A 22376-nucleotide genomic window follows, 5' to 3' on the forward strand; every position below is an offset into this window, starting at 1 on the left:
AAACCCGAAATAAAGTATTTCAGGTTAAAATCTAAATGGATTTCTTTTATTTTTTCAGCACCACACGTTCTGGAAAATCAGTAATGATTCCATCTACTTTTAGATCGATTAAACGGTTGATATCAGAAACCTCATTGATGGTCCAAGGATAAATTTTAAATCCGGCATCGTGAATCTCTTTAACGGTATCGGACCACATAAACTTATAGTAAGGATTGATCGCTGTAGCATGAATTTTCTTTCCAAATTCGATGGCTTTAGCCGGAGCTTCCGCAGTGAGTACAGCTATAGACGCTGGATTGGGTTGTTGTGAGAAAATTTCAAGCTCGTTCCAACGGAAGCTAGAGATAATAAAATCAGCATTGTCCCAACCTTTTTTCTTAAAATCTGCTATAACCTTGTAGGTGTCTAAAGCGGTATTCGTTCCTTTGAGTTCGATGTTTAAAACAACCTTGCGGTCAATGCGTTTAATCACTTCTTGAAGCGTAGGGATTTTGTATTTTCCTTCGACTAAGATGCCGTTTAATTCCGAATAAGTAAAATCTTCAATCCTTCCTTTCCCGTTGGTAACGCGATCTAAGGTTTCATCGTGAAAAACCATTAATTCACCACTTTTTATTTTGTAAACGTCGATTTCAATCATGTCTACTTTAAGTTCTAAGGCTTTATCGATAGACTCTAGGGTGTTTTCTGCGACATGACCTTTCGCTCCACGGTGACCAATAACGAGAATTTTTTGCGCGTAAGTTGTTGATGTAATCATAGTAAACATTAAGAGGCTAGTAAAAATAAGTTTTATTCGCATACCAATATAAGAATTAGGGTTTATAAAAAGCAAAGGAAGCTACTCTATGTTTTTATGAGCTTAAGCAGTCGTTAGGTTTTCGTTAAATAAATAGAACTGTTTTAAAAATTGTAAAATGATATTTTTATGGGCAAAACGCTAGTTAATAGTTTTTTACGTTTTTTTATTACGCAGTAAAATCGTTTGGATTATTTAAACGTTTCATCATTTTAAAAGTATATTACCGTAACCTTGCCCGAGTAGTTTTGTCAAAACTTTAACAACGATAAAATGAAAACAAAATTACAACTCCTAATTCTTGGATGGTGTTTATTGGGGTCTTTAGCGGTATTTGCTCAGACCACTCAGGCGTCCATCTATGGAATCGTGTTGGATCAGAATGCCATTCAACAAGGGATTGAAGTGGTGTTAAAAAACGAATCAACGGGATTTACGACCCGGACAAAAACGAATAACAATGGGGAATATCTTTTTAAAGAGCTTCCATTAGGTGGACCTTATGTACTGACTGTTTTAGATAAAGAAGGTCGAGCGGTTAAAAAATCGGGCTATACTTTAAATCAGGGGGATTCTGCCTTCGTGGATGTGAATTTAGATCCTAATGAAACGGAATTGGATGCCATCGTGATTGAAGGCACTAGTTTAAAAAACAAGAGAGAGTTTTTAGGTGCTGCGACGGCAATTTCAGAGCGTTCCATTCAGAGATTACCGGTCAATGGTAGAAATTTCGCAACCTTAACAGACTTATCTCCTCTTTCAAAGGGCGGTTCTATAGGGGGGCAATTGGGCTCGTCAACGAATTTTACCATTGACGGGATGTCTGCGAAAAACCCAACTTCAGCTGGATCAACCACAAGTAGAAGTGGCGCGCCTTATTCAATATCGATGGAAGCCGTTAGAGAGTTTAAGGTAATTACCAATCAATATGATGTTACTTTAGGACGAAGCGGTGGAGGTACAGTAAGTGCGGTGACTAAATCGGGTACCAATGAGTTTGCTGCATCGGCTTTTACTTATGCTCGTGCTGACTGGTTGTCAAGTTCCTATGATATTCGCGGAAATAAAAGAACTGCGGATTATTCAACATATCAATATGGATTGTCATTAAGCGGGCCAATTATCAAAGATAAGTTACATTACTTTTTTGCGTGGGACCATCAGTTGGATTCTCGTTCCTTGGTTATTGCAGATATTCAATCTCCAGCAGATGAGGACCGATTTAATATTACCAAAAGCACTTTAGACCAATTTGTATCGATTGCTAGAAACAAATATGGTGTGTCCAATAAACCTCAGTATGGTACCTTTGATAAAAAACGTAACTCTGATGCGGCTTTTTTAAGATTGGATTGGCAGATTAATGAAAACAACTTATTGACGGTGAGGAATAACTTTACCTATGATAACAACCCATTGGGATTAGCAGATAATACAACGATTAATCTTTACGAATCCTATGGTAACGATAAAAATAAAGACAACAGTTTCTTAGCTACCTTAAGAAGTACTTTAAATCCGAAGATGACTAATGAATTAAAAGTACAACACCTGTATGTTTATCAAGAGAGTAGCCCAGGTGACGACTTGCCATCTAATAATATTCCTCGTGCTATAGTGGAGAACATCGTATCCAATATTGATGGGTCGAATCGATCGACGAATATTCAAATTGGGGGGCATCGTTTTGCTCAAGAGGGCTTTCGAAATAATGTATTTCAGATTGTAGACAATCTGTATTATAATACGGATAAGATCAAATATACTTTTGGTGTGGATTTGATAAATACGGGTTCCAAGTCGGTTTATGGTAGTGAAGTAAATGGGCGTTTCCACTTTAGAGAAGATACCACTACGGGTAAAACAGCTATGGAAAACTTCGAGGCTTTTATTCCGTACCGGTATTACAGAGAGGTTCCTTTAAAGGATGATTTGACCGTTAAGGGCAATATTTTAAACTTGGGATTGTATGGACAAATGCAATTTAAAGTTGGAAAGGGTATGGATATGACTGCGGGATTGAGAATGGATTATGCTCATTATCCTACGGCAGAATACAATCAACTGGTATATGATGAATTGGGTTTGCGTACGGACAATAAATTCAAATCCTTTATCATACAGCCTCGTCTTCAGTTCAACTGGGATGTTAACGAAAATAAAACGGACTTTATTCGAATTGGTGCGGGAATTTTCGGATCAGATATCAATAACTATGCGTTGATAAACAATTTGACTTTTGATGGGAATCACTTGGCTACAGTAGATGTACGCGGAGCAGATGTACCAAGACCGGACTTTTTAGGATATCGCTCTGGGGCTGAATCGGCTCCGACTTTAGAGAAAAATCAATTGGTAACGATCAACATGACCGGAAAGGATGCTAAAGTTCCTGTGGTTTATAAAGCGAATATATCTTATACGCACTTTTTCAATAGCCAATTCCGTGTTGGAGTTGCTGGATATGCGACGATTACCAGAAATAACTATACCTATTTAGATAGAAATATGGTTACTGATCCGTTTTTTACTTTAAAGAATGAGGATAATAGAGGTGTATTTGTACCTTTAAATACGATGCCGGCAAACGGAGCTGGAGATTGGCAAAAAGGTCGTATTAGCGACAAATTGGGCAGGGTATTAGAATTGACTAGTGATGGGAAAATCAACCAATTTGCAATGGTTGTTGATGCGAACTACAACTATTTCAAAGATGGAGAGATCTCTGCAAGTTATACTTGGAGTGATACTAAAGACAACACCTCATATAATGGAAACGTAGCCAATACCGCTACCTTGGTACAAACGGTAAAGGATGATCCGAGAGACCTATCTAAAATGACCTATTCAGATAACCATTTTAGACATAAAGTAGTGGTTTATGGAACTTTACCTACTTTCTACGGTGTTCAAGTTGGTTTCCGTTTTTCTGGAATTGCAGGAACGCGTTATAGCTTGTTGTCTGGAGGTAATACCAATGCAGACTTTGTTTCAGGATCTAATGACTTAGCATTTATATTTGATCGCAATGATCCGTCTGTTCCTCAAAATGTACGCGATGGTCTGCAAGCGATTATGGATAATCCGGAAGTGAGCCAAAGTATGAAAGATTACATCAATAAATACAGTGGTAAAATGGCTGAGCGTAACGGTGGAATCAATAAGTTCTACAGCATCATCGATTTGCGTATTAGTAAAAAATTAAAGATATATGGTAAGCATAATTTCGAAATTTCTGCTGACATTTTTAACTTCGCTAACTTGTTGAATAAAGAGTGGGGAACTAATGAAACCATGGGAAGCCAAGCTCTATATGCATTGGGTATTCCTGCGGCTAATGGGCAACCAGCTAAGCCAGCTTTTGATGCGGCTAAACAAGAATTTAACTACCGCGTTAATACCAAGGGAACACCAGTTCCAACTGGTAATCCATACCAAATACAGGTTGGATTGCGTTACAGTTTTTAAGAGTATACACAGAATATGAAGAGGCTATGCGATAAAACGCATAGCCTCTTTTTTGTTAAAAATGTTTTTTTTCTTTTTTTTATCAAATAATTTTTTAATTTTTAACTTGTAAAAAGCTGAATTAATGTTCTTTATGGGTTTTTTTAGAATAACGTTGGAGAACGAGATTTCAGCTAGTATGTTTAAATAAAATAGTATTAGATGAAAGCACGATCAAAAATACCAGACTTTTAAGTGGCTGCTTGGATCAAAGTAGTTACGGGTGATAAGCAAATCACCGCAATAATGAGGTGAATTCAAATACGCCATCTCATCATATCGAAACAAATCTTCAGCTTTTCGATAATCAATTATCTTCACATAGGCCTTAGTAAAGTTGAGTTTTTGTTTATATAAATGCCTTTATAAATCAAGGCATCATTGCAAAAAACTTCTACCATTTTTATGTTTTGCAAATACAGTTCGCAAGGGAATGGATCACCGTTGCTATTTAGGAAAACATAATCTATTCCTTTTTAAAGTATATATAATAATACCAGTCTTCACGGATTGAGAGCGTTGTTGTTGTGACATACGTTATCGTGACGGTATGGGAAAGAATTAAAGTTTATAAAATAAAAACATGAAAAAAGTAATAGTATTCGCGTGCTTGTTTCTGATGGGAATAGCGTGCAGTAGTGACGACAACAAGATAGTAAACCCTTTTGAACCACGACAAGTGGAGATGGAAACCATTTTGATAGGGACTGATACCGATGACTTGAGACTTATTAGACGGGAAAACCGAGTAATCAATGATTTAGAATCATGGCAAGTATTTGTAAATGCATTTACTAATGGACGCCCTGATTTTGATGACGGGATGGATGACAACCCTTTCGCAACTCTTTTGGAAAATGCAATAATAGATTTTAAAACCGAAACGGTACTCGTGGTTGTTGATAATATAGGAGGAGGAAATACTACTATAGATATAGTAGAAGTAATGGAATACAAAGACCAGGTTGTCGTAGATATTGATCGTCTGTATTATGGAATTGCAGCAGTTATTTCACAGGCTTATCATATAGTGAAAGTTCCGAAAATAAATAAACCCATCGTTTTTGGGGAGTTATTTGATATGCATTTTTGATGGAAATATAATTTTAAAGATTATGAAAAAAATAATAGTATTCGCAGGACTATTCCTGGTGGGAGTGGCATGTGGCAGTGACGACAACAAGATAGAAAAAGTTTTTGAACCACGACAAGTGGAGATGGAAACGATGGCTCAGGGAGATTATTTTGGAACTTCAGGAGAAAGGGAATTTCGCGTAATACGAGAGCAAAGAGAATGGAATGATTTACTGGATAACAGTCATGTTCGTTCATATATCTCCAATCCTTTATACTTTGAAATGGATTTTACACAATTTGAAATTGTGGTTGTATCAGATATAGAAAAACTACCTGGAGGAAGCAGTATCGATATCGTACATATTATAGAGAACGAAAAAAATGTAATTGTACAAGTCGATGGTTTAATAAAAGGAACGGAAGCTTTGCGGAAAAACCAACCTTTTCATATAGTTAGAATCCCCAAGCTTTCAAAACCGGTACTTTTTGAATTGGTGGAATCGAATCTGACAGATTTGAAATTTAGAGAAATTTGGAACCTGCGGGAATTTTCACCGGGATTGGCTCCTTACCATTATTACGAAGTGGGGGACATCAGATGGATTTTTACTGAAAACAATCAGGTATATACTGAAGTAAACCATTACTCATCGGATTATCATTCTAAAATACCAATGAATGTGTCTGGAAATTACACTTATACTATTCAAGGTGATAGTATCTTTTTAAATAGTCAACTTTATCAATACAAAGTAATGGGTGATACTTTAATCGTCCATTGGGATGTGCCAGCAGATGGTATTGAATTGATTTTCTTACGTGAACATTAAAAAATAAGTTTATGAAAAAGCATTTGTGTTATATTTTATTTATTTTGATGGCAATGGCTGCGGTCCCTGTTTATGGACAAGCTGTATGTATTACACCGTCTTACACTATAAATGAACCGATTAATAATAGTCATTTAATGAGAGATCCTTTCAATAATAATAAGTATTGTTTGAGAGTGTATTTTCATGTTATTCGACGCAGTGATGGTAGTGGAGGACAGACAATTTCCGCGGTAAATGAGGGTTTTCGAATTTTAAATCAAGATTTTGAAGCCCATAATATTTCTTTTTTATGGGATAATTCGATCAATTTCATAGATAGTGACACTCATTATCTAAGCCCTACATCAGCAATTTTTAATATTGATAATCACAGTGATGGAATTGATATTTATTTGTTCGATAATGAGTCAACGGGGCTGGGTTTGGCTAATGGCGTTGGAAGTTCTTCTGAAATGTTTGTTTCAGGTAAATTTTGGAAGCCTCCTTATGATTCGTTAGTGACTTCACATATCATTTCTCACGAAATGGGGCATGTGTTATTTTTATGGCATACTCATCATGGTACTAGAGAGGGGGGAAGTGATAATCCTTGCCCTGAACTTGTCGATGGTAGTAATTCTTCTATATGTGGAGATTATGTAAGTGATACACCAGCTGATCCTCATCTTATGTTTGACGTTGACCCTATTACATGTAAATGGAATGGATTTGCAACTGACTCAAACAATCAGGTGTATAAACCTGATGAGAAAAATATTATGTCGTATTCTGATGTGGTTTGCATGGAGTATTTTAGTAGGTTACAAGGTGTCAGAATGAGGAATTCTATTCAGAATTTGCCGTACCTCCAGCAAACTATAGTAAGGAATTGTGAGCTCTTACTTGATCTTCACATCCGAAACTCTGTCGTGGATAATGGAGCGGAACCCGATCCATTTACTAGTAATGACCATTTATACCAAAGCCCGGATATCTGGGTACGCGTAGATGACGATGGACAATTAGAACACCAAAACCCGGAATACCACCATTGGAATAAAAATTATGTTTACGTTCGGGTTAAGAATATCGGAGGTCAAAGCTCTACGGTTAAAGATTCCCTGCGATTGCATTGGGCAAAGGCCTCTACAGCTTTGACATTTCCGCGTTTTTGGGATGGTAGTTTTAAAATTGATAACATCCCGATGGGCGGAATTATTGGAACACTGCCAATACCAGCTTTAGAACCGGGAGCCACAGCCATATTGAAGTTTCCGTGGAGGGTGCCGAATCCTAATAACTACAAATCGATTACTCCAGAAGGTACTGATCTTTGGCATTTTTGTCTGTTGGGAAGAGTACTTTCCGATGATGATCCGATGACCTTTATTGAAAGAGCTGATTTAGTTTCTAATGTGCGAAACAACAACAATATTGCATGGAAAAATCTTAGCGTGATAGAAGTAGAAGGTAACAATCCATTTGGAGCCTATGTTTTGATGATGAACCCCCATAAGCGAATTGAAAGCTACCGTATAGCATTTACAGAGTTAACCAAAGGTGAAAAAGAATTGTTTAAAGAAGCGGAAATCCGAATCACGCTCGGTAGTAGTTTATATGAAGCTTGGGTCCGTGGAGGGCAAAAAGGACGCGGAGTCGAGATTGATAAAGAAGGTAGTTCCTTGCGAATTTTATCTCCAAACGCATATTTGGAAAACCTGATTTTAGAGCCGCAGCAATACGGTACCGTTCATGTTAGTTTTAATTTTTTAACTAGAGAAATAACTGATAAAGAGGAATACCTGTTTAAAGTCGCTCAAATAGATATGGAAGATGAAAGTCTTTTAGGGGGAGAAGCGTATGTGATTCGCAAAAAACAACGCAATCCGTTTTATGCCGATGCAGGCTTAGACCGCGAAGTAAATCGGGGAGAAACGGTTCGTCTGCAGGCAAGAGATATCGGTGAACCAGCTACCTATAATTGGTATACTACCGCTGGTGATAGGGTGCATAGTGGGCAGAATTATAGTTTTAATTTGGAACAAAATCAAAAGTTGCAATTAGAAGTGATTGCCAATGATGGATTTAAAGATTATGATGAGGTGGAAATTAAGCTAAAAGCGGATTATTTAGAACGTATAGTGCCTAATCCTGCCGCAGAATCTGTAAATATTTATTACCATATCAGTAAATCAACTCAGTCCTATATTAGTATAATACCAATTTATGGCGCAGTGGGCAATGCAGTACATTATCCCGTAAAAGGAGATGATAATTTCATTCATATAGACCTGAGTTCTTTTGCGAGTGGTCTGTATAAAATTATTCTATATGTAGATCATAACGCAGTGGATTCTAAGAGCTTACTAGTTGATTAAAGGTGTCTTTAGGATTTGAGGTTAGCACAAAATAGTCGTTGCTGTGAAAAAGTAATCATCTTTTTGCCATCTTAAATAATAATTTTATCAAAAATACAGCATATAAAAAGGCTGCTTCGTAAAGAAGCAGCCTTTTGTTTATTGGCTAGTCACAGATTACTAGTTACTGATTACTAGTCGCTAGTACAGGTGTTCCGTATAAGTCAAACTCTGTAGCTTCATCTATGTGTATATTCACAAACTCTCCCACTTTGACATAGTGTAGTGTAGCGTCGATCAATACTTCATTGTCCACATCTGGACTATCAAATTCAGAACGACCCACAAAATGGTTTCCTTCTTTACGATCAATGATACATCTAAACGTTTTGCCGATTTTTTCTTGATTTAATTCCCAAGAAATCTGCGATTGAATTTCCATGATTTCGTTGGCACGATCTTGTTTAACATCTGCCGGAACATCATCTTCTAAGTTATAAGCATGGGTGTTTTCTTCGTGAGAATAAGCAAAACATCCCAAACGCTCAAAACGCATTTCTTGAACCCAATCTTTAAGGATTTGGAAATCTTCTTCGGTTTCACCCGGATATCCCACAATCAAAGTAGTTCGAATCGTCATTCCAGGAACGGCAACTCTAAAGTCCTTTAATAATTGAGTGGTTTTTGCTTGTGTAGTACCACGGCGCATCGATTTCAAAATATTGTCTGAAATGTGCTGCAATGGAATATCTAGATAATTACAAATCTTAGGTTCTCTCTTCATCAAATCCAATACATCCATTGGAAATCCAGTAGGGAAGGCATAGTGTAGACGAATCCATTCAATACCTTCTACCTGAATCAAGTTCTCCAGTAATTCAGCTAGATTTCGCTTTTTGTATAAATCCAAACCGTAGTAAGTCAAATCCTGTGCGATTAAAATCAATTCTTTCACACCATCTTTGGCCAAACCTTCGGCTTCTTTGACTAATTTTTCAATCGATTGTGAAACGTGTTTACCACGCATAATTGGAATAGCACAAAAACTACATGGACGATCACAACCTTCAGCTATCTTTAAATAGGCGTAATTCTTAGGTGTCGTAGTCATACGCTCACCTAATAATTCATGTCTATAATCCGCTCCAAGAGCTTTTAGCAACAACGGCAAATCCGTAGTTCCAAAGTATTGATCTACGTTTGGAATCTCCGCTTCCAAGTCCGGTTTGTATCGTTCAGAAAGACAGCCCGTAACAAAAATTTTGTCCACAAGACCTTTTTCTTTTTTCTCAACATACTCTAAAATGGTGTTTACCGATTCCGCTTTGGCGTTATTGATAAAACCACAGGTGTTGATAACGATTATGTTTCCCTCGTCTTGAGTTGCTTCGTGAGTCACTTCTTTACCACTCGCTCTCAACTGTCCCATCAACACTTCACTGTCGTAAACGTTTTTAGAACACCCTAAGGTGATGACATTAATCTTGTTTTTCTTTAAAGTTTTGGTTCTCATGGATTTAAAATTGGTGTGCAAAAATACGCTTTTTTTAATGATAAACGATCAGCTTTAAGTAAATTATAAATTTCGCTTTAAAAGCCGCCCGAGTATCTCGTCGTAGAATTGGTGTTTTGTGGATTAGTGCTTAAGATTTTAGCAGTTCGTAAACTGGAATTTGAAGTTGATTTCTAAGGTATTAGAAAAAGTAATATGATTTAAAATGCAGTGTTTTTTGACATCTTGTAGGTAAAAACATATTCAGTAAAAAAAAAACCAGCCTTGATCTAATGGGTCAAGGCTGGTTTTTTAACGGATTTAGAATGGGTTTAAATTCTAAATATTCCACCAAATGCAATGACGCGTTCTAAGAAGAAAAAGTCTTGTGAAGCTTTATCGCTTCTACTATCTGTGGTACGTATATTATTCATGTTGATATAGCCACCTTTTAACTCAGCTTGCACAAAGAAATACTTTAGGAAAGTGATGTTTAAACCTGCTTTAGCAGACAGTCCAAATCCCGCAACGTTAAATTCGTCGTAGCGCTCTTTGTTTAATAATTTTGTATTGGTCTTTGGAAAGATGATTCCACCTCCAACACCTTCAGTAATGTTGATTTGAATTTTATCGGTATTGTTGATGCGAAACAATTTTGAAATGTCATCAACACGGCTGATTTCTGTATTGATATAATTTAAGCCATCGGTATGTTCGAAAGTAAGGAAATCTTCGGTTAGTTGGATTTCGTTATTAGCGATGTTGTTCGGTCTTTCGTTATAACTTCCTTCATTGGGATAATGTCCTTTGAAATCGACTACTTGATTTTGTCTCATCACGTATTTCATATGATCTAATCCAATCGATATATTATACTTATCGGTGATGAAATAACCTATTCTCAAATTGGTTTGCGGAATGGTCATTCTCGCTGGGTTGATATAATCGATATGCCAACCTTTGGGTTTGTCATCTGCAGCTACGTTTTCTAGTGTAAAGTCATAATCATTTCCTCTGAAATGTATGTCTGATTTGGTAAAACTACCGCGGTTTCCTCCCCAGAAAATATAAAATTTTCCTTTGTTATGTGCCGTATAACGCGCTGGTGAAACTTCGAAGTTCTGAAGTTTGTCGTAGTCGTTGACAGTCATAACTTGTAAAGAGTCGCTAACGGGTGGTGTAGTAGTTACTTGTGCAGAGCTGCTTAATGTCCATAACGATAGGGTAATAGCAACTATTTTGAAAAAATTATTCATAGTAATTGTATTTATTTAATAGTAAATGTTTTTCAAGTGCAAAGGTACAATAAAAAAATCCCTTTACTTAATAAGTTAAAGGGATTTTAAAATAGATTTTATGCTAAAGGTCTAAAAATTAAGACTGTAAGTTAGGCTGATGTTGTTGTCCGTAGTTTTTACTCTGGCTGCATCGCTCATTCCGCTACTTAAAAAGGTTACATCGTAGGGTCTTGCGCTGTGTACATAGGCTAAGTCCAGACGAGAACCTCCAAAATCATAACCGATTCCTCCGGAAAAACTGTTTAAATCACCGATGATTTTGCTGTCTTTGTAAGGACTTTCTTCAAAGCGGTATCCACCGCGTATACTCACTTGTTTAATGCGGTATTCAGCACCTACACGAAATTCATTGGTAGAAGACAATAGGTTCTTCAATTCTGAATTTTGATAAGCGAAAGCATCTTCTGGTTTGAACTTCGTTTTGCTGTAATCTTTGCGGGTATAATCAAAACTGATTAAACCGGACTGACCAAAGATATATGCGATACTTCCGGTATATATAGAGGGAGTTTGAATTTTATGTGACTTGTAAATATTGATGGTGTTCGGATTGACGTTTTCAATAATAAACGGATCGCGTTCACCAGCTCCTACAAAATGGTTTGTTCTTAGAACTTGAGTCAATTCGTCGTTGAGTTTGTACCAAGTTGGTGACTCATAAGAAAGTCCTAAACGCAAATTCTCAGTTACTTTGGCTAAGGCTCCGATGTTAAACGAGAATCCGTTTCCATAAGTGTATAGCTCATTTTGAAAAGCAATTTCACGAATGGCTTCGTTATTGTAGTTTAAGCGCTCTTCATAAAGTGAATTGAGTTGGGTGTAGTCTGTAAAGTGTAAATTAAGGTTGGTTCCTACATAAAAACGTTCGCCGATTTGAGTGGAGAAGTTTGCGCTTAATTTACCATTAAAACCAGAGCTTGAAATAAAGTTGTTCTGAAGAAATTGACCTGCCGGTACATTGGAAACATAATCGTTATTAGTTGTCGGCTCAAGTAAAAAAGCGTTATACCCTAAAAATGCTTGTTGATAATCAAAGCCATTAGGTAGTCCTCCTAGATATTGATATAAATCTCTTACGCTTTCGTTTGGTTTTAGTTGTACGTAATCCAAAGGCACGGGTTGTCCGTTATTTCCGTGATTGGCAAAGTCCAAAAAGTAGTTAGTCATGCTGTTATTGCTAACGCCCCTGGAGTAAATGTCGTTGTTAAAATTGGTGGTGTTTTCGTAATTCACTCCAATGACAAATTTTTTCCAAGCACTCTCTGTATTGGAATTGTTAAATACAAAGGCCGCGCCCATTTGTCCGAAGTCTAGTCCACTATAATTATCTGACGAATTGGTTCCTAAATAGGAAGACTTGTTTTTCTTATTGGTCAAATAAAGCGAAAAGGCCGCGGTATTGTAATTAAATAACGCACTACCGGCTGGGTTTACTTGTAATGATGACAAGTCTCCACCTAGAGCGCCAAAGGCACCGCTCATCGCTTTAAAGCGAGCGGTACCGTTGAGGTCTCTTTGAGTATATCGAAGCGCGTCTGTAGAAGTACTTTGCTGGGCGTGAAGCACAGAAGCAAAACATAAGGCTGAAACGAGGCTGAGGTATTTTTTCATAAGTTGGGTTTACACTTAAGTTATCAATATAATTTTTTTATCGTCTTCCACTAGAATTTGTTCTTCCGCTACTTCCTGATGAACTGCTTCTAGAAGGAGCAGAATAATTAGATCCTGATCGAGATGAAGAGTTCGTTGAATTGTAAGAGCTTCTTGAAGAATTTGTGCTGTTATAGCTGCGGCTAGAGTTGTTGTTGCTACTTCTTTGAGTATTGACTCTGTTGCTGCTATCATAAGTTCTTGAGGAGTTATTTCTCAATGAACTGTTGTTGAAATTACTTCTTGAACTCGATGATTGAACAGCTCTACCAGAAGTGTTATAATCCCTTCTACCGCTATTGTTTATTCCGGCTCTGTTGCTGGTGCTTTGTTGTAACGAACGGCCTCGTTGATAGGTGTCTCTTCCGTTGCTGTTAACATTACGGCTAGAACGATATCCATTGGTATACGAAGCATTTCTATATCGGTAATTGTTATAGTAAGGTCTGTAGTATGATCCGTAATAAGGATATCCCCATCCCGGTCCATACCATGGGTCGTAATATCCACCGCCCCAGCCGAAGCCACCGCCCCAACCGAAACCAAATCCAATACTCCATCTGCTACCTCCCCAGTAAGAAGGGTAAAAAGAATTATAGAAACCACCGCCATAATACGGATTGTAATAATTGTCGTTGTAAAGATTAACCGTTACTCCTTGTGTTTCGTCGCCCCATCCGCCATAGCCAACCGCGTTGGTGGTATAACTTAATGAATCGTTGCTATTTTGAGAGCTGTATTCATTGATGTCTGTGAAATACGTGAAATTGTCATCTAGGCGTTTAAAATAATCGGAATAATAGTTGCCTTCTGCCGAAGATGTTCGGGCATTTTGATTGGTTTGGGGAGTTTTATTAGAACTGTAAATACCATCGGTGTCAGCATATGACGCGTTTTGGTATGATCCGCACGAAACCAATAGGCTACTTATTAATCCAATAATCCCATAAAAGGATAGTTTTCGTGGTATTAAATTGGTAGTTTTCATATCGTGTAGTTTTTTATTGTTGGGCAATCCAAAATTAGTTAGTTTTGTCTGATTAATCTAGTTAATTAAAGTTAAACAATTTTTGTGCCAATATATTAAAAATGAGCAAGAACATCACAAAGAGAGCAGAAGATTATTCCAAATGGTATAATGAACTGGTAGTCAAAGCAGACTTGGCAGAGAATTCAGGCGTTAGAGGCTGTATGGTGATCAAACCATATGGTTATGCGATTTGGGAGAAAATGCAAGCGGAGTTAGATAAGAAGTTTAAAGAAACGGGGCACCAAAATGCGTATTTCCCGCTGTTTATTCCGAAATCATATTTTAGTAAGGAGGCCAGTCACGTTGACGGTTTTGCAAAGGAATGTGCCGTTGTGACACATTATCGTTTGCGAACTGCTGCGGATGGAAAAACCATAGAGGTGGATCCGGATGCTAAGCTGGAAGAGGAATTAATTGTTCGTCCGACTTCGGAAACCATTATTTGGGATACCTACAGAAAGTGGATTGAGTCTTATAGAGATTTGCCAATCTTAATCAATCAATGGGCCAATGTGGTTCGTTGGGAAATGAGAACCCGTTTGTTTTTGAGAACTTCAGAGTTCTTATGGCAAGAGGGGCATACGGCGCATGCTACCCAAAGTGAAGCTGTACAAGAAGCGGAATTGATGTTGAATATCTATTCTGATTTTGCAGAGAACTTTATGGCTATGCCAGTTGTTCGTGGATTTAAATCGGCGAATGAAAGATTTGCAGGTGCAATTGAAACCTATTGTATTGAAGCATTGATGCAAGATGGAAAAGCTTTACAGGCGGGTACCTCACATTTTTTGGGTCAAAATTTCGCCAAAGCTTTTGATGTGAAGTTCACGAGTCAAGAGGGGAAACAGGAATATGTATGGGCAACTTCATGGGGGGTTTCGACTCGATTGATGGGGGCTTTGGTGATGACGCATTCCGATGATAACGGATTGGTGTTGCCTCCGAATTTAGCACCGATACAAGTAGTGATCATTCCGATTCACAAAACAGAGGAGCAATTAGAAGAGATTAAAGCGGCTGTAAAAATCATAACGGATCAATTTAAGAAATTAAATATTTCGTTTAAATACGACGACCGTACTACCTTTAAACCGGGCTGGAAGTTTAATGAATACGAATTGAAGGGGGTTCCGGTGCGAATTGCAGTTGGACCTAAGGATTTGGAAAATGGAACTTTTGAAGTAGCACGTAGAGATACCTTAACCAAAGAAGTGGTTGCAAAAGATGGGATAGTGACCTATGTTCAGGATTTGTTGGAAGAAATTCAAAACAGTCTTTTTCAGAAGGCATTGGAATATCGTGATGCGCATATTACCGAAGTAAATTCTTTCGAGGAGTTTAAAGAGGTTTTAGAGGGCAAAGCGGGCTTTGTTTCAGCGCATTGGGATGGTACTGTGGAAACCGAAGAAAAGATCAAGGATTTGACTAAGGCGACCATTCGTTGTATTCCGTTGGATCAGGTTTTGGAAGATGGGGTATGTGTGTTGACAGGCCAACCGTCAAAGGGGAGAGTGCTGTTTGCAAAGTCGTACTAAAAAAAAATAAAATAAATTGTTTTTCTCTTGCAGGATTGAAAAAATGTTGTAGTTTTGCATCCGCATTAGAGAAACAAATGGTCCGTTCGTCTAGGGGTTAGGACGCCAGGTTTTCATCCTGGTAACAGGGGTTCGATTCCCCTACGGACTACAAGTTTTATAAAAACTAAGTTCATCATTTAATGCGGTCCGTTCGTCTAGGGGTTAGGACGCCAGGTTTTCATCCTGGTAACAGGGGTTCGATTCCCCTACGGACTACGAATTCTTTAGGGTTCAAATATTGCGCATGAGGTCCGTTCGTCTAGGGGTTAGGACGCCAGGTTTTCATCCTGGTAACAGGGGTTCGATTCCCCTACGGACTACAATAAAAAAGATAATTAGGGTTAATTAATTTAGAAAATAAAATGGCAAATCATAAGTCAGCTTTAAAAAGAATTAGAAGCAACGAAAAAAGAAGAGTTTTAAATAGATATCAGCATAAAACGACTCGTAATGCAATTAAAGCATTGCGTTTGGTAGAAGACAAAAACGAAGCTACTGAAAAGTTGAACGTGGTTGTTTCTATGATTGATAAATTGGCTAAGAAAAACATCATTCATAGCAATAAAGCTTCTAACTTGAAATCAAAATTAACAAAACACGTTGCTGCATTATAATAGGCAATGTTTTTGAAGAAGTAATATAATTTAAGCTCTCCTACACGAGGGCTTTTGTTGTTAGAAATATAGAAATCCCTAACGGTCGATTTCACACTAAAAATTAAAGTTAAACACATCCATATGACACCTATTAGAAATATAGCTATTATTGCTCACGTTGACCACGGTAAAACTACTATGGTTGATAAGATTATGTACTATTGCCAACTGTTTCGTGAAAACGAAAATACGGGTGATTTAATCTTAGACAATAACGATATTGAAAGAGAAAGAGGAATTACCATTACTTCTAAAAACGTTTCAGTAACTTATAAAGGTACTAAAATCAACATTATTGATACTCCAGGTCACGCCGATTTCGGTGGTGAGGTAGAGCGTGTATTGAATATGGCTGATGGGGTGCTTTTAATCGTGGATGCTTTTGAAGGACCAATGCCTCAAACGCGTTTCGTATTGCAAAAAGCTATAGATTTAGGTCTAAAACCTTGTGTAGTAATTAATAAAGTAGATAAAGAAAACTGTACTCCAGAAGAAGTACATGAAAAAGTTTTCGACTTGATGTTTGAATTAGGTGCTGAAGAGTGGCAAATGGATTTCCCAGCTGTTTATGGTTCTGCCAAAAACAATTGGATGTCTACAGATTGGAAACAACCAACTACTACTTTAGAGCCGTTATTAGACATGGTATTGGAGCACATTCCAGCTGCTGAGGTTAAAGAGGGAACTCCACAAATGTTGATCACTTCTTTGGATTATTCTAGTTTCACTGGACGTATCGCTATCGGTCGTTTATTAAGAGGAGAATTGAAAGAGGGAATGAATATTTCTTTGATCAAACGCGATGGAAAAATCCAAAAACAAAAAATTAAAGAACTTCATACTTTTGAAGGTCTTGGTAGAAGAAAAGTAGAGTCTGTTATGGCAGGTGATATTTGTGCTATCGTTGGTTTAGAAGGATTTGAAATTGGTGATGTTGTTGCTGATTTTGAAAATCCAGAAGGATTACCAGCTATTACCATTGATGAGCCTACAATGAGTATGATGTTTACCATTAACGATTCTCCTTTCTTTGGTAAAGAAGGTAAATACGTTACTTCTAGACACATCAAAGATCGTTTGGCTAAAGAATTAGAGAAAAACTTAGCGCTTCGCGTTCACCCTACAGATAGTGCTGATAAATTCATGGTTTTTGGTCGTGGTGTATTGCACTTATCAGTTTTGATTGAAACGATGAGACGTGAAGGATACGAGCTTCAAATCGGACAACCTCAAGTTATCTTAAAAGATATTGACGGTGTGAAATGTGAGCCGGTTGAAGAATTAACTATTGACATCCCAGAAAATTTATCTGGTCGTGCTGTAGAATTCGTGACTTTGAGAAAAGGTGAGATGTTGAGTATGGAACCAAGAGGAGAGCGTATGATCGTTAAATTCTTAATTCCTTCTCGTGGTATCATCGGATTGAGAAACCAAATTTTAACAGCTACAGCTGGTGAGGCAATTATGGCTCATAGATTCTTGGAATACCAACCGTTCAAAGGAACTATCGCTGGACGTATCAACGGATCGTTAATCTCTATGGAAAACGGAAAAGCTATTCCTTATTCTATTGATAAATTACAAGATCGTGGTAAGTTTTTCGTTGATCCTAACGAGGATATTTACGAAGGACAAGTTATCGGTGAAAACTCTAGAGGAGATGACATGACGGTTAACGTAACTAAAACTAAAAAATTATCTAACGTTCGTTCTTCAGGAGCTGATGATAAAGCTAGAATTGTTCCAGCTATCAAATTCTCTCTAGAAGAAGCTTTAGAGTATATCCAAAAAGACGAGTATGTTGAGGTTACACCGAAATCACTTCGTTTAAGAAAAATCTACTTAAAAGAAACGGATCGTAAAAGATTCAAAAGCTAATACTAATTAGTTTTTATTATACAAGAAAAGCCTGATTCCTTCATTGGAGTCAGGCTTTTTTATTTGAATTAAGATGTTTTTATTCTGCTAAAAACAAATTATATTTGCCCATGCAGTTATCCGTAATCATTTTAAATTACAACGTCGAGTTTTTTTTGGAACAATGCATCCGAAGTGTACAAAAGTCACTTGTTCATATGGATGCTGAGATTATAGTTGTAGATAACAATTCAACGGATAACAGCACTATGATGATGCAACAGCATTTTCCAACAGTGCGGTATATAGTCAATTCGGAGAATTTGGGTTTTCCAAAGGGAAATAATATTGGTGTGACCTACGCAAAAGGAGAATACCTCTGTATTTTAAATCCGGACACTGTGGTTGCTGAAGATACTTTTAGTAGTTTATATGATTTTGCACAACAACACGGAGATAGCGGTGTTATCGGTTGTCGGCTTATAGACGGAGCTGGGAAGTTTCTCCCGGAATCCAAACGGGGTGTACCTACACCTTGGGTCGCATTTACTAAGATCAGTGGTCTGGGGAGCTTGTTGTCTAAAATGTCGTGGTTTAACCGATACTATGCAGGACATGTCAGTGAAAATCAAACCGATCAAGTAGATATACTCGTAGGGGCTTTTATGTGGTTGAAGCGCGAACTGTATTTGGAAATAGGAGGATTTGATGAGGCGTGTTTTATGTATTCCGATGATATTGATTTGTCGTATATGATTTTGAAGAGCGGAAAGAAAAATTACTACTTTCCTCAAACTACGGTGATTCATTATAAGGGTGAAAGCACCTTAAAAGATGAAACCTTTAGAAACCGTTTTCAAGAGGCCATGCAGTTTTTTTATAAAAAACACTTTAAAAAATCGGTTTTTTTCGATGGAATCATGGTCTTAGGAAGTTGGTATTTTTCGTTGGTAAAGCAACAGTCGACCGGAAGAAAATCACTGCCCCCACAGCATTTTTTCTTGTTGTCAAACAACAGAGAATTAAGGGCTACGATTGAAATTAAGGTCGGTCAAAATATTGACATTTTTTCTAGCCTTTCAGAATTAAAAAAGAATTTAGAACAGTATAATAAAAAATATATAGAGATCATCTTTGATGGCGATTTTATTTCTAATAAAGCGTTAATCTGCTTTATGAGAGAAGAATCCTCTCGATTTATAACATTTAAGATAAAGCCTTCTCAGTCTTCTTTCTTAATTGGAAGTAACGATCGCAACGATCGAGGTCAAATAATTCCATTATAGGGTCTAGATTTTTAAAATAAGGTATAAATAGTCGAAATTATTATTAAATTTGTATTTTAAATAGCAAAACACAACTTGAGTTTAGAGATATGGCAAAGTTCGAATTGAAATTACCCAAAATGGGGGAAAGTGTTGCAGAGGCAACGATAACAAATTGGTTGAAAAATGTAGGAGATACCATTGAGGTAGATGAAACCGTTTTAGAAATTGCAACCGATAAAGTAGATAGTGAAGTTCCATCTGAAGTAGCGGGAACTTTAGTAGAGATTTTATTTCAAGTAGATGATGTAGTTCAAGTAGGGCAAACCATTGCAATTATCGAAACTGCTGGTGGTAGTGTGGCTCCTGTAGCTGCTGCATCAACGGCGTCAACTCCAGTTGCTGCTGTTCAAAATACAGTAGTGGCAGCTCAAGAAATAACGACGGCAGCTTATGCTGATTCTGAGAAGTTCTTTTCTCCTTTGGTTAAGAATATCGCTAAGGAAGAAGGTATTTCATTGGCAGAATTAGAGGCGATTACCGGAACAGGCAAAGATGCACGTGTTACTAAAAGTGATATTTTAGACTACGTAAAAAATAGAGGAACACAAGCTCCAGTAGCCAAAGCTGTTGAGGCTCCAAAAGCAACGCCAGTTGCAGCTGCAGCTAAAGCAGTACCAGTATCGGTTAATGGTGGTGATGAAGTGGTTGAAATGGACAGAATGCGTAAATTGATTGCCGGTTATATGGTGCAGTCCATTCAGACATCTGCACACGTTCAATCATTTATTGAAGTTGATGTAACCAATATCGTTAATTGGAGAAATAAGGTTAAAAATAGCTTTGAAAAAAGAGAAGGTGAGAAGTTGACTTTTACTCCAATCTTTATGGAAGCAGTTGCTAAAGCATTAAAAGAATTCCCGGGAATGAATATTTCTGTTGAAGGCGACTATATCATCAAAAAGAAAAACATTAACTTGGGGATGGCAGCGGCTTTACCTAATGGAAACTTAATCGTACCGGTTATCAAAAATGCAGATCAATTAAATTTGGTAGGTATGGCTAAAGCGGTTAACGATTTAGGTAATCGTGCTAAAATGGGTAAATTAAAACCGGATGATACTCAAGGAGGTACTTATACCGTAACAAACGTGGGTACTTTTGGAAGTGTTTTTGGTACGCCAATTTTAAATCAACCACAAGTAGGTATCTTGGCTCTTGGGGCTATAAGAAAAGTACCTGCAGTGATTGAAACACCTGAAGGAGATTTTATCGGTATCCGCCAAAAAATGTTCTTATCACACAGCTATGATCACCGTGTGGTAGATGGAGCATTAGGAGGAAGCTTTGTAAAACGAGTAGCTGATATTTTGGAAGCTTGGGATATTAATAGAGAAGTATAATTATACAGCTTATATAAAAAAGCGGTTCGAAAGAATCGCTTTTTGCTTTTATAGATAAAAGCAAAGTCTGTGAATGGAATTAATCAGTTTATATGAAAAAAGCCATCCTACATTGGAGTACGGGAAAAGATGCCGCTTATGCGCTTTATCAAATTTCCCAAAGGAATGAATACGATGTAGTACAGTTATCTACTTCGGTGCAACAGCAGTACGATCGGGTATCTATGCACGGGATTCGACGTGAACTGCTATTGCGTCAAGTAGCGGCTTTAAAAACGGCGTTGCCAGTCGATATTATCGAGATGCCAACTCCTTTGACAAACCAGCAGTATGAAGCATTAATGCAAGAGCGTTGTATGACTTATAAAACGCAAGGAATCGTCAATCATATTTTTGGCGATATACTTTTGGAAGATCTCAAGGTGTTTCGGGAAGGGCAATTGAGTAAATTGGGATTGATTGCTGTTTTTCCGCTTTGGAAAAAACCTACAGCGTCTTTGTTGATAGAAATGATTGAAGCGGGATTTAAGGCCTTGGTCATCTGTGTCAATGAGACCTATTTAGACAAGAGTTTTTTAGGCAGAACTATAGATAGCGATTTTTTGAATGATTTACCTGAGGGAGTTGATCCTTGTGGGGAGTATGGAGAATTTCATACCTTTGTTTACGACGGTCCTTTATTTAAAAAGTCGGTCGAATTTCAACTTGGTGATGCGGTATATAAAACTTATGATGCGCCGCAAACTGAGGACGGAGCGCCAGCTCAAAAAAGGGGTTTTTGGTTTTTGGACTTGTTATAACCACGGTATATGATCCGTGAATACTGGTGAAGTACCCATATTACAAATTACATCTCATTGCATTTATTATGTTAGAAATATTATATCAAGATGATTATTTAGTAGCGATCAATAAACCGAGAAATCTACTAGTTCACAAATCATTTATAGCCCGTGATATCAAAGAATACGCGATTCAAGAGTTGAGAAATCAAATCGACAAACACGTGTATCCGATACATCGATTGGATCGAAAAACCACCGGTGTTTTGCTGTTCGCTTTGGATAAGGATACCTTGATAAAGATGAACGACGATTTTGCACAACGCAAAGTCGTAAAAAAATATCTGGCTATTTTAAGGGGGTATGCACCAGCGGAGATGACTATCGATTATGCCTTAACTAATGACAGGGGAAACCAACAAGATGCGTTGACATCGTTTAGGTGTTTACAGCAATCGGAAATTGATTTGCCATTTGCCAAACACAATACATCGCGTTATTCTTTGGTGGAAGCCACGCCTGAAACTGGCCGAACTCACCAGTTGCGCAAACATTTTAGTCATATATTTCATCCGATATTGGGAAGCCGTCCACACGGTTGTAACAAACAAAACAAATTATGGCTCGAGACTTATGGTCTTATGGGGATGATGCTACACGCGGTAGAATTGGAATTTACCCATCCCGTTTCGTCAGAAAGAATTCACCTAAAAGCGAAAGTCGATGATGAATTTAAAGCCTATAATGCGATTTTAAATTTTGATATAGAAAGTTATCTTTAAAAATCCCGTAGGGATGCCATGATTATATA

Annotated in this window: 16 protein-coding genes and 3 tRNA genes; 14 read left to right on the plus strand and 5 right to left on the minus strand. The window is 37.5% G+C overall.

The genetic code is table 11. From position 1 onward, the window contains the following. Positions 1-46: 46 nt before the first annotated feature. On the minus strand, positions 47-763 hold the full coding sequence (locus L1275_RS11325; protein WP_253473068.1) for a glycerophosphodiester phosphodiesterase family protein: 717 nt from the start codon (positions 761-763) through the stop codon (positions 47-49). Positions 764-1075: 312 nt separating this feature from the next. Between L1275_RS11325 and L1275_RS11330 the strand changes: the two genes are divergently transcribed. The 4 genes from L1275_RS11330 (at position 1076) to L1275_RS11345 (ending at position 8576) form a co-directional block, all read left to right on the plus strand. Further along, positions 1076-4270 carry a TonB-dependent receptor gene (locus L1275_RS11330; RefSeq protein ID WP_253473071.1) on the plus strand — a complete coding sequence of 1065 codons (3195 nt, stop codon included), beginning with the start codon at positions 1076-1078 and terminating at the stop codon, positions 4268-4270. A 622-nt stretch (positions 4271-4892) separates the two neighbouring features. Continuing rightward, positions 4893-5402 (plus strand): hypothetical protein, encoded by a 510-nt coding sequence (locus tag L1275_RS11335; protein WP_253473074.1) that lies wholly within the window; start codon positions 4893-4895, stop codon positions 5400-5402. A 22-nt stretch (positions 5403-5424) separates the two neighbouring features. Continuing rightward, a complete protein-coding gene (locus L1275_RS11340; protein ID WP_253473077.1) occupies positions 5425-6216 on the plus strand; it encodes a hypothetical protein in 792 nt (263 codons plus the stop codon). 11 nt (positions 6217-6227) lie between these two features. Further along, positions 6228-8576, plus strand: coding sequence for a hypothetical protein (locus L1275_RS11345; RefSeq protein ID WP_253473080.1), 2349 nt, complete (start codon positions 6228-6230; stop codon positions 8574-8576). 163 nt (positions 8577-8739) lie between these two features. Here the strand turns inward: L1275_RS11345 and rimO are convergent, their stop codons facing one another. From rimO to L1275_RS16545, 4 genes are all read right to left on the minus strand, one after another. Then, complete coding sequence (gene rimO, locus L1275_RS11350) at positions 8740-10068, minus strand: 30S ribosomal protein S12 methylthiotransferase RimO (protein WP_253473083.1); 1329 nt, start codon at positions 10066-10068, stop codon at positions 8740-8742. Positions 10069-10379: 311 nt separating this feature from the next. Next, positions 10380-11198 carry a hypothetical protein gene (locus L1275_RS11355; RefSeq protein ID WP_253473207.1) on the minus strand — a complete coding sequence of 273 codons (819 nt, stop codon included), beginning with the start codon at positions 11196-11198 and terminating at the stop codon, positions 10380-10382. 216 nt (positions 11199-11414) lie between these two features. After that, positions 11415-12956, minus strand: coding sequence for an OmpP1/FadL family transporter (locus tag L1275_RS11360; RefSeq protein WP_253473086.1), 1542 nt, complete (start codon positions 12954-12956; stop codon positions 11415-11417). A gap of 37 nt (positions 12957-12993) precedes the next feature. After that, entirely contained in the window at positions 12994-13983 is a 990-nt protein-coding gene (locus L1275_RS16545; RefSeq protein WP_305882338.1) for a hypothetical protein, read from the minus strand. Positions 13984-14084: 101 nt separating this feature from the next. On the opposite strand from L1275_RS16545, the gene proS reads away from it, so the two are divergent. The 10 genes from proS to L1275_RS11415 all read left to right on the plus strand — a co-directional run bounded on the left by proS (position 14085) and on the right by L1275_RS11415 (position 22347). Continuing rightward, positions 14085-15560, plus strand: a complete 1476-nt coding sequence (gene proS, locus L1275_RS11370; protein WP_253473089.1) for a proline--tRNA ligase — start codon at positions 14085-14087, stop codon at positions 15558-15560. Positions 15561-15639: 79 nt separating this feature from the next. Beyond that, positions 15640-15711, plus strand: a tRNA-Glu gene (locus L1275_RS11375). 35 nt (positions 15712-15746) lie between these two features. Beyond that, positions 15747-15818, plus strand: a tRNA-Glu gene (locus tag L1275_RS11380). Between the two features lie 32 nt (positions 15819-15850). After that, a tRNA-Glu gene (locus L1275_RS11385) sits at positions 15851-15922 on the plus strand. A gap of 42 nt (positions 15923-15964) precedes the next feature. Beyond that, positions 15965-16216 carry a 30S ribosomal protein S20 gene (gene rpsT, locus L1275_RS11390; protein WP_219294834.1) on the plus strand — a complete coding sequence of 84 codons (252 nt, stop codon included), beginning with the start codon at positions 15965-15967 and terminating at the stop codon, positions 16214-16216. Between the two features lie 123 nt (positions 16217-16339). Continuing rightward, positions 16340-18136, plus strand: coding sequence for a translational GTPase TypA (gene typA, locus L1275_RS11395; RefSeq protein ID WP_253473092.1), 1797 nt, complete (start codon positions 16340-16342; stop codon positions 18134-18136). 110 nt (positions 18137-18246) lie between these two features. Then, positions 18247-19401 carry a glycosyltransferase family 2 protein gene (locus tag L1275_RS11400; RefSeq protein WP_253473095.1) on the plus strand — a complete coding sequence of 385 codons (1155 nt, stop codon included), beginning with the start codon at positions 18247-18249 and terminating at the stop codon, positions 19399-19401. 89 nt (positions 19402-19490) lie between these two features. Further along, positions 19491-20783 carry a dihydrolipoamide acetyltransferase family protein gene (locus L1275_RS11405; protein ID WP_253473098.1) on the plus strand — a complete coding sequence of 431 codons (1293 nt, stop codon included), beginning with the start codon at positions 19491-19493 and terminating at the stop codon, positions 20781-20783. Positions 20784-20875: 92 nt separating this feature from the next. Then, the gene (locus L1275_RS11410) at positions 20876-21583 is read left to right on the plus strand and encodes a diphthine--ammonia ligase (protein WP_253473101.1); all 708 of its coding nucleotides are present in this window, start codon (positions 20876-20878) and stop codon (positions 21581-21583) included. Between the two features lie 68 nt (positions 21584-21651). Further along, positions 21652-22347, plus strand: coding sequence for a pseudouridine synthase (locus tag L1275_RS11415; RefSeq protein ID WP_253473104.1), 696 nt, complete (start codon positions 21652-21654; stop codon positions 22345-22347). Positions 22348-22376: the final 29 nt, after the last annotated feature.

Origin of the sequence: Flavobacterium sp. HSC-61S13, assembly GCF_024171535.1 — a bacterium.
In the GTDB taxonomy this organism is placed as follows: domain Bacteria; phylum Bacteroidota; class Bacteroidia; order Flavobacteriales; family Flavobacteriaceae; genus Flavobacterium.

What these genes read in the sequence shown, in the direction of transcription:
- rpsT (WP_219294834.1), top strand. Translation starts at nt 15,965, where the DNA reads ATGGCAAATCATAAGTCAGCTTTAAAAAGAATTAGAAGCAACGAAAAA.
- L1275_RS11355 (WP_253473207.1), bottom strand. Translation starts at nt 11,198, where the DNA reads ATGACTGTCAACGACTACGACAAACTTCAGAACTTCGAAGTTTCACCA.
- typA (WP_253473092.1), top strand. Translation starts at nt 16,340, where the DNA reads ATGACACCTATTAGAAATATAGCTATTATTGCTCACGTTGACCACGGT.
- L1275_RS11415 (WP_253473104.1), top strand. Translation starts at nt 21,652, where the DNA reads ATGTTAGAAATATTATATCAAGATGATTATTTAGTAGCGATCAATAAA.
- L1275_RS11345 (WP_253473080.1), top strand. Translation starts at nt 6,228, where the DNA reads ATGAAAAAGCATTTGTGTTATATTTTATTTATTTTGATGGCAATGGCT.
- proS (WP_253473089.1), top strand. Translation starts at nt 14,085, where the DNA reads ATGAGCAAGAACATCACAAAGAGAGCAGAAGATTATTCCAAATGGTAT.
- L1275_RS16545 (WP_305882338.1), bottom strand. Translation starts at nt 13,983, where the DNA reads ATGAAAACTACCAATTTAATACCACGAAAACTATCCTTTTATGGGATT.
- L1275_RS11330 (WP_253473071.1), top strand. Translation starts at nt 1,076, where the DNA reads ATGAAAACAAAATTACAACTCCTAATTCTTGGATGGTGTTTATTGGGG.
- L1275_RS11340 (WP_253473077.1), top strand. Translation starts at nt 5,425, where the DNA reads ATGAAAAAAATAATAGTATTCGCAGGACTATTCCTGGTGGGAGTGGCA.
- L1275_RS11400 (WP_253473095.1), top strand. Translation starts at nt 18,247, where the DNA reads ATGCAGTTATCCGTAATCATTTTAAATTACAACGTCGAGTTTTTTTTG.
- rimO (WP_253473083.1), bottom strand. Translation starts at nt 10,068, where the DNA reads ATGAGAACCAAAACTTTAAAGAAAAACAAGATTAATGTCATCACCTTA.
- L1275_RS11325 (WP_253473068.1), bottom strand. Translation starts at nt 763, where the DNA reads ATGATTACATCAACAACTTACGCGCAAAAAATTCTCGTTATTGGTCAC.
- L1275_RS11405 (WP_253473098.1), top strand. Translation starts at nt 19,491, where the DNA reads ATGGCAAAGTTCGAATTGAAATTACCCAAAATGGGGGAAAGTGTTGCA.
- L1275_RS11335 (WP_253473074.1), top strand. Translation starts at nt 4,893, where the DNA reads ATGAAAAAAGTAATAGTATTCGCGTGCTTGTTTCTGATGGGAATAGCG.
- L1275_RS11360 (WP_253473086.1), bottom strand. Translation starts at nt 12,956, where the DNA reads ATGAAAAAATACCTCAGCCTCGTTTCAGCCTTATGTTTTGCTTCTGTG.
- L1275_RS11410 (WP_253473101.1), top strand. Translation starts at nt 20,876, where the DNA reads ATGAAAAAAGCCATCCTACATTGGAGTACGGGAAAAGATGCCGCTTAT.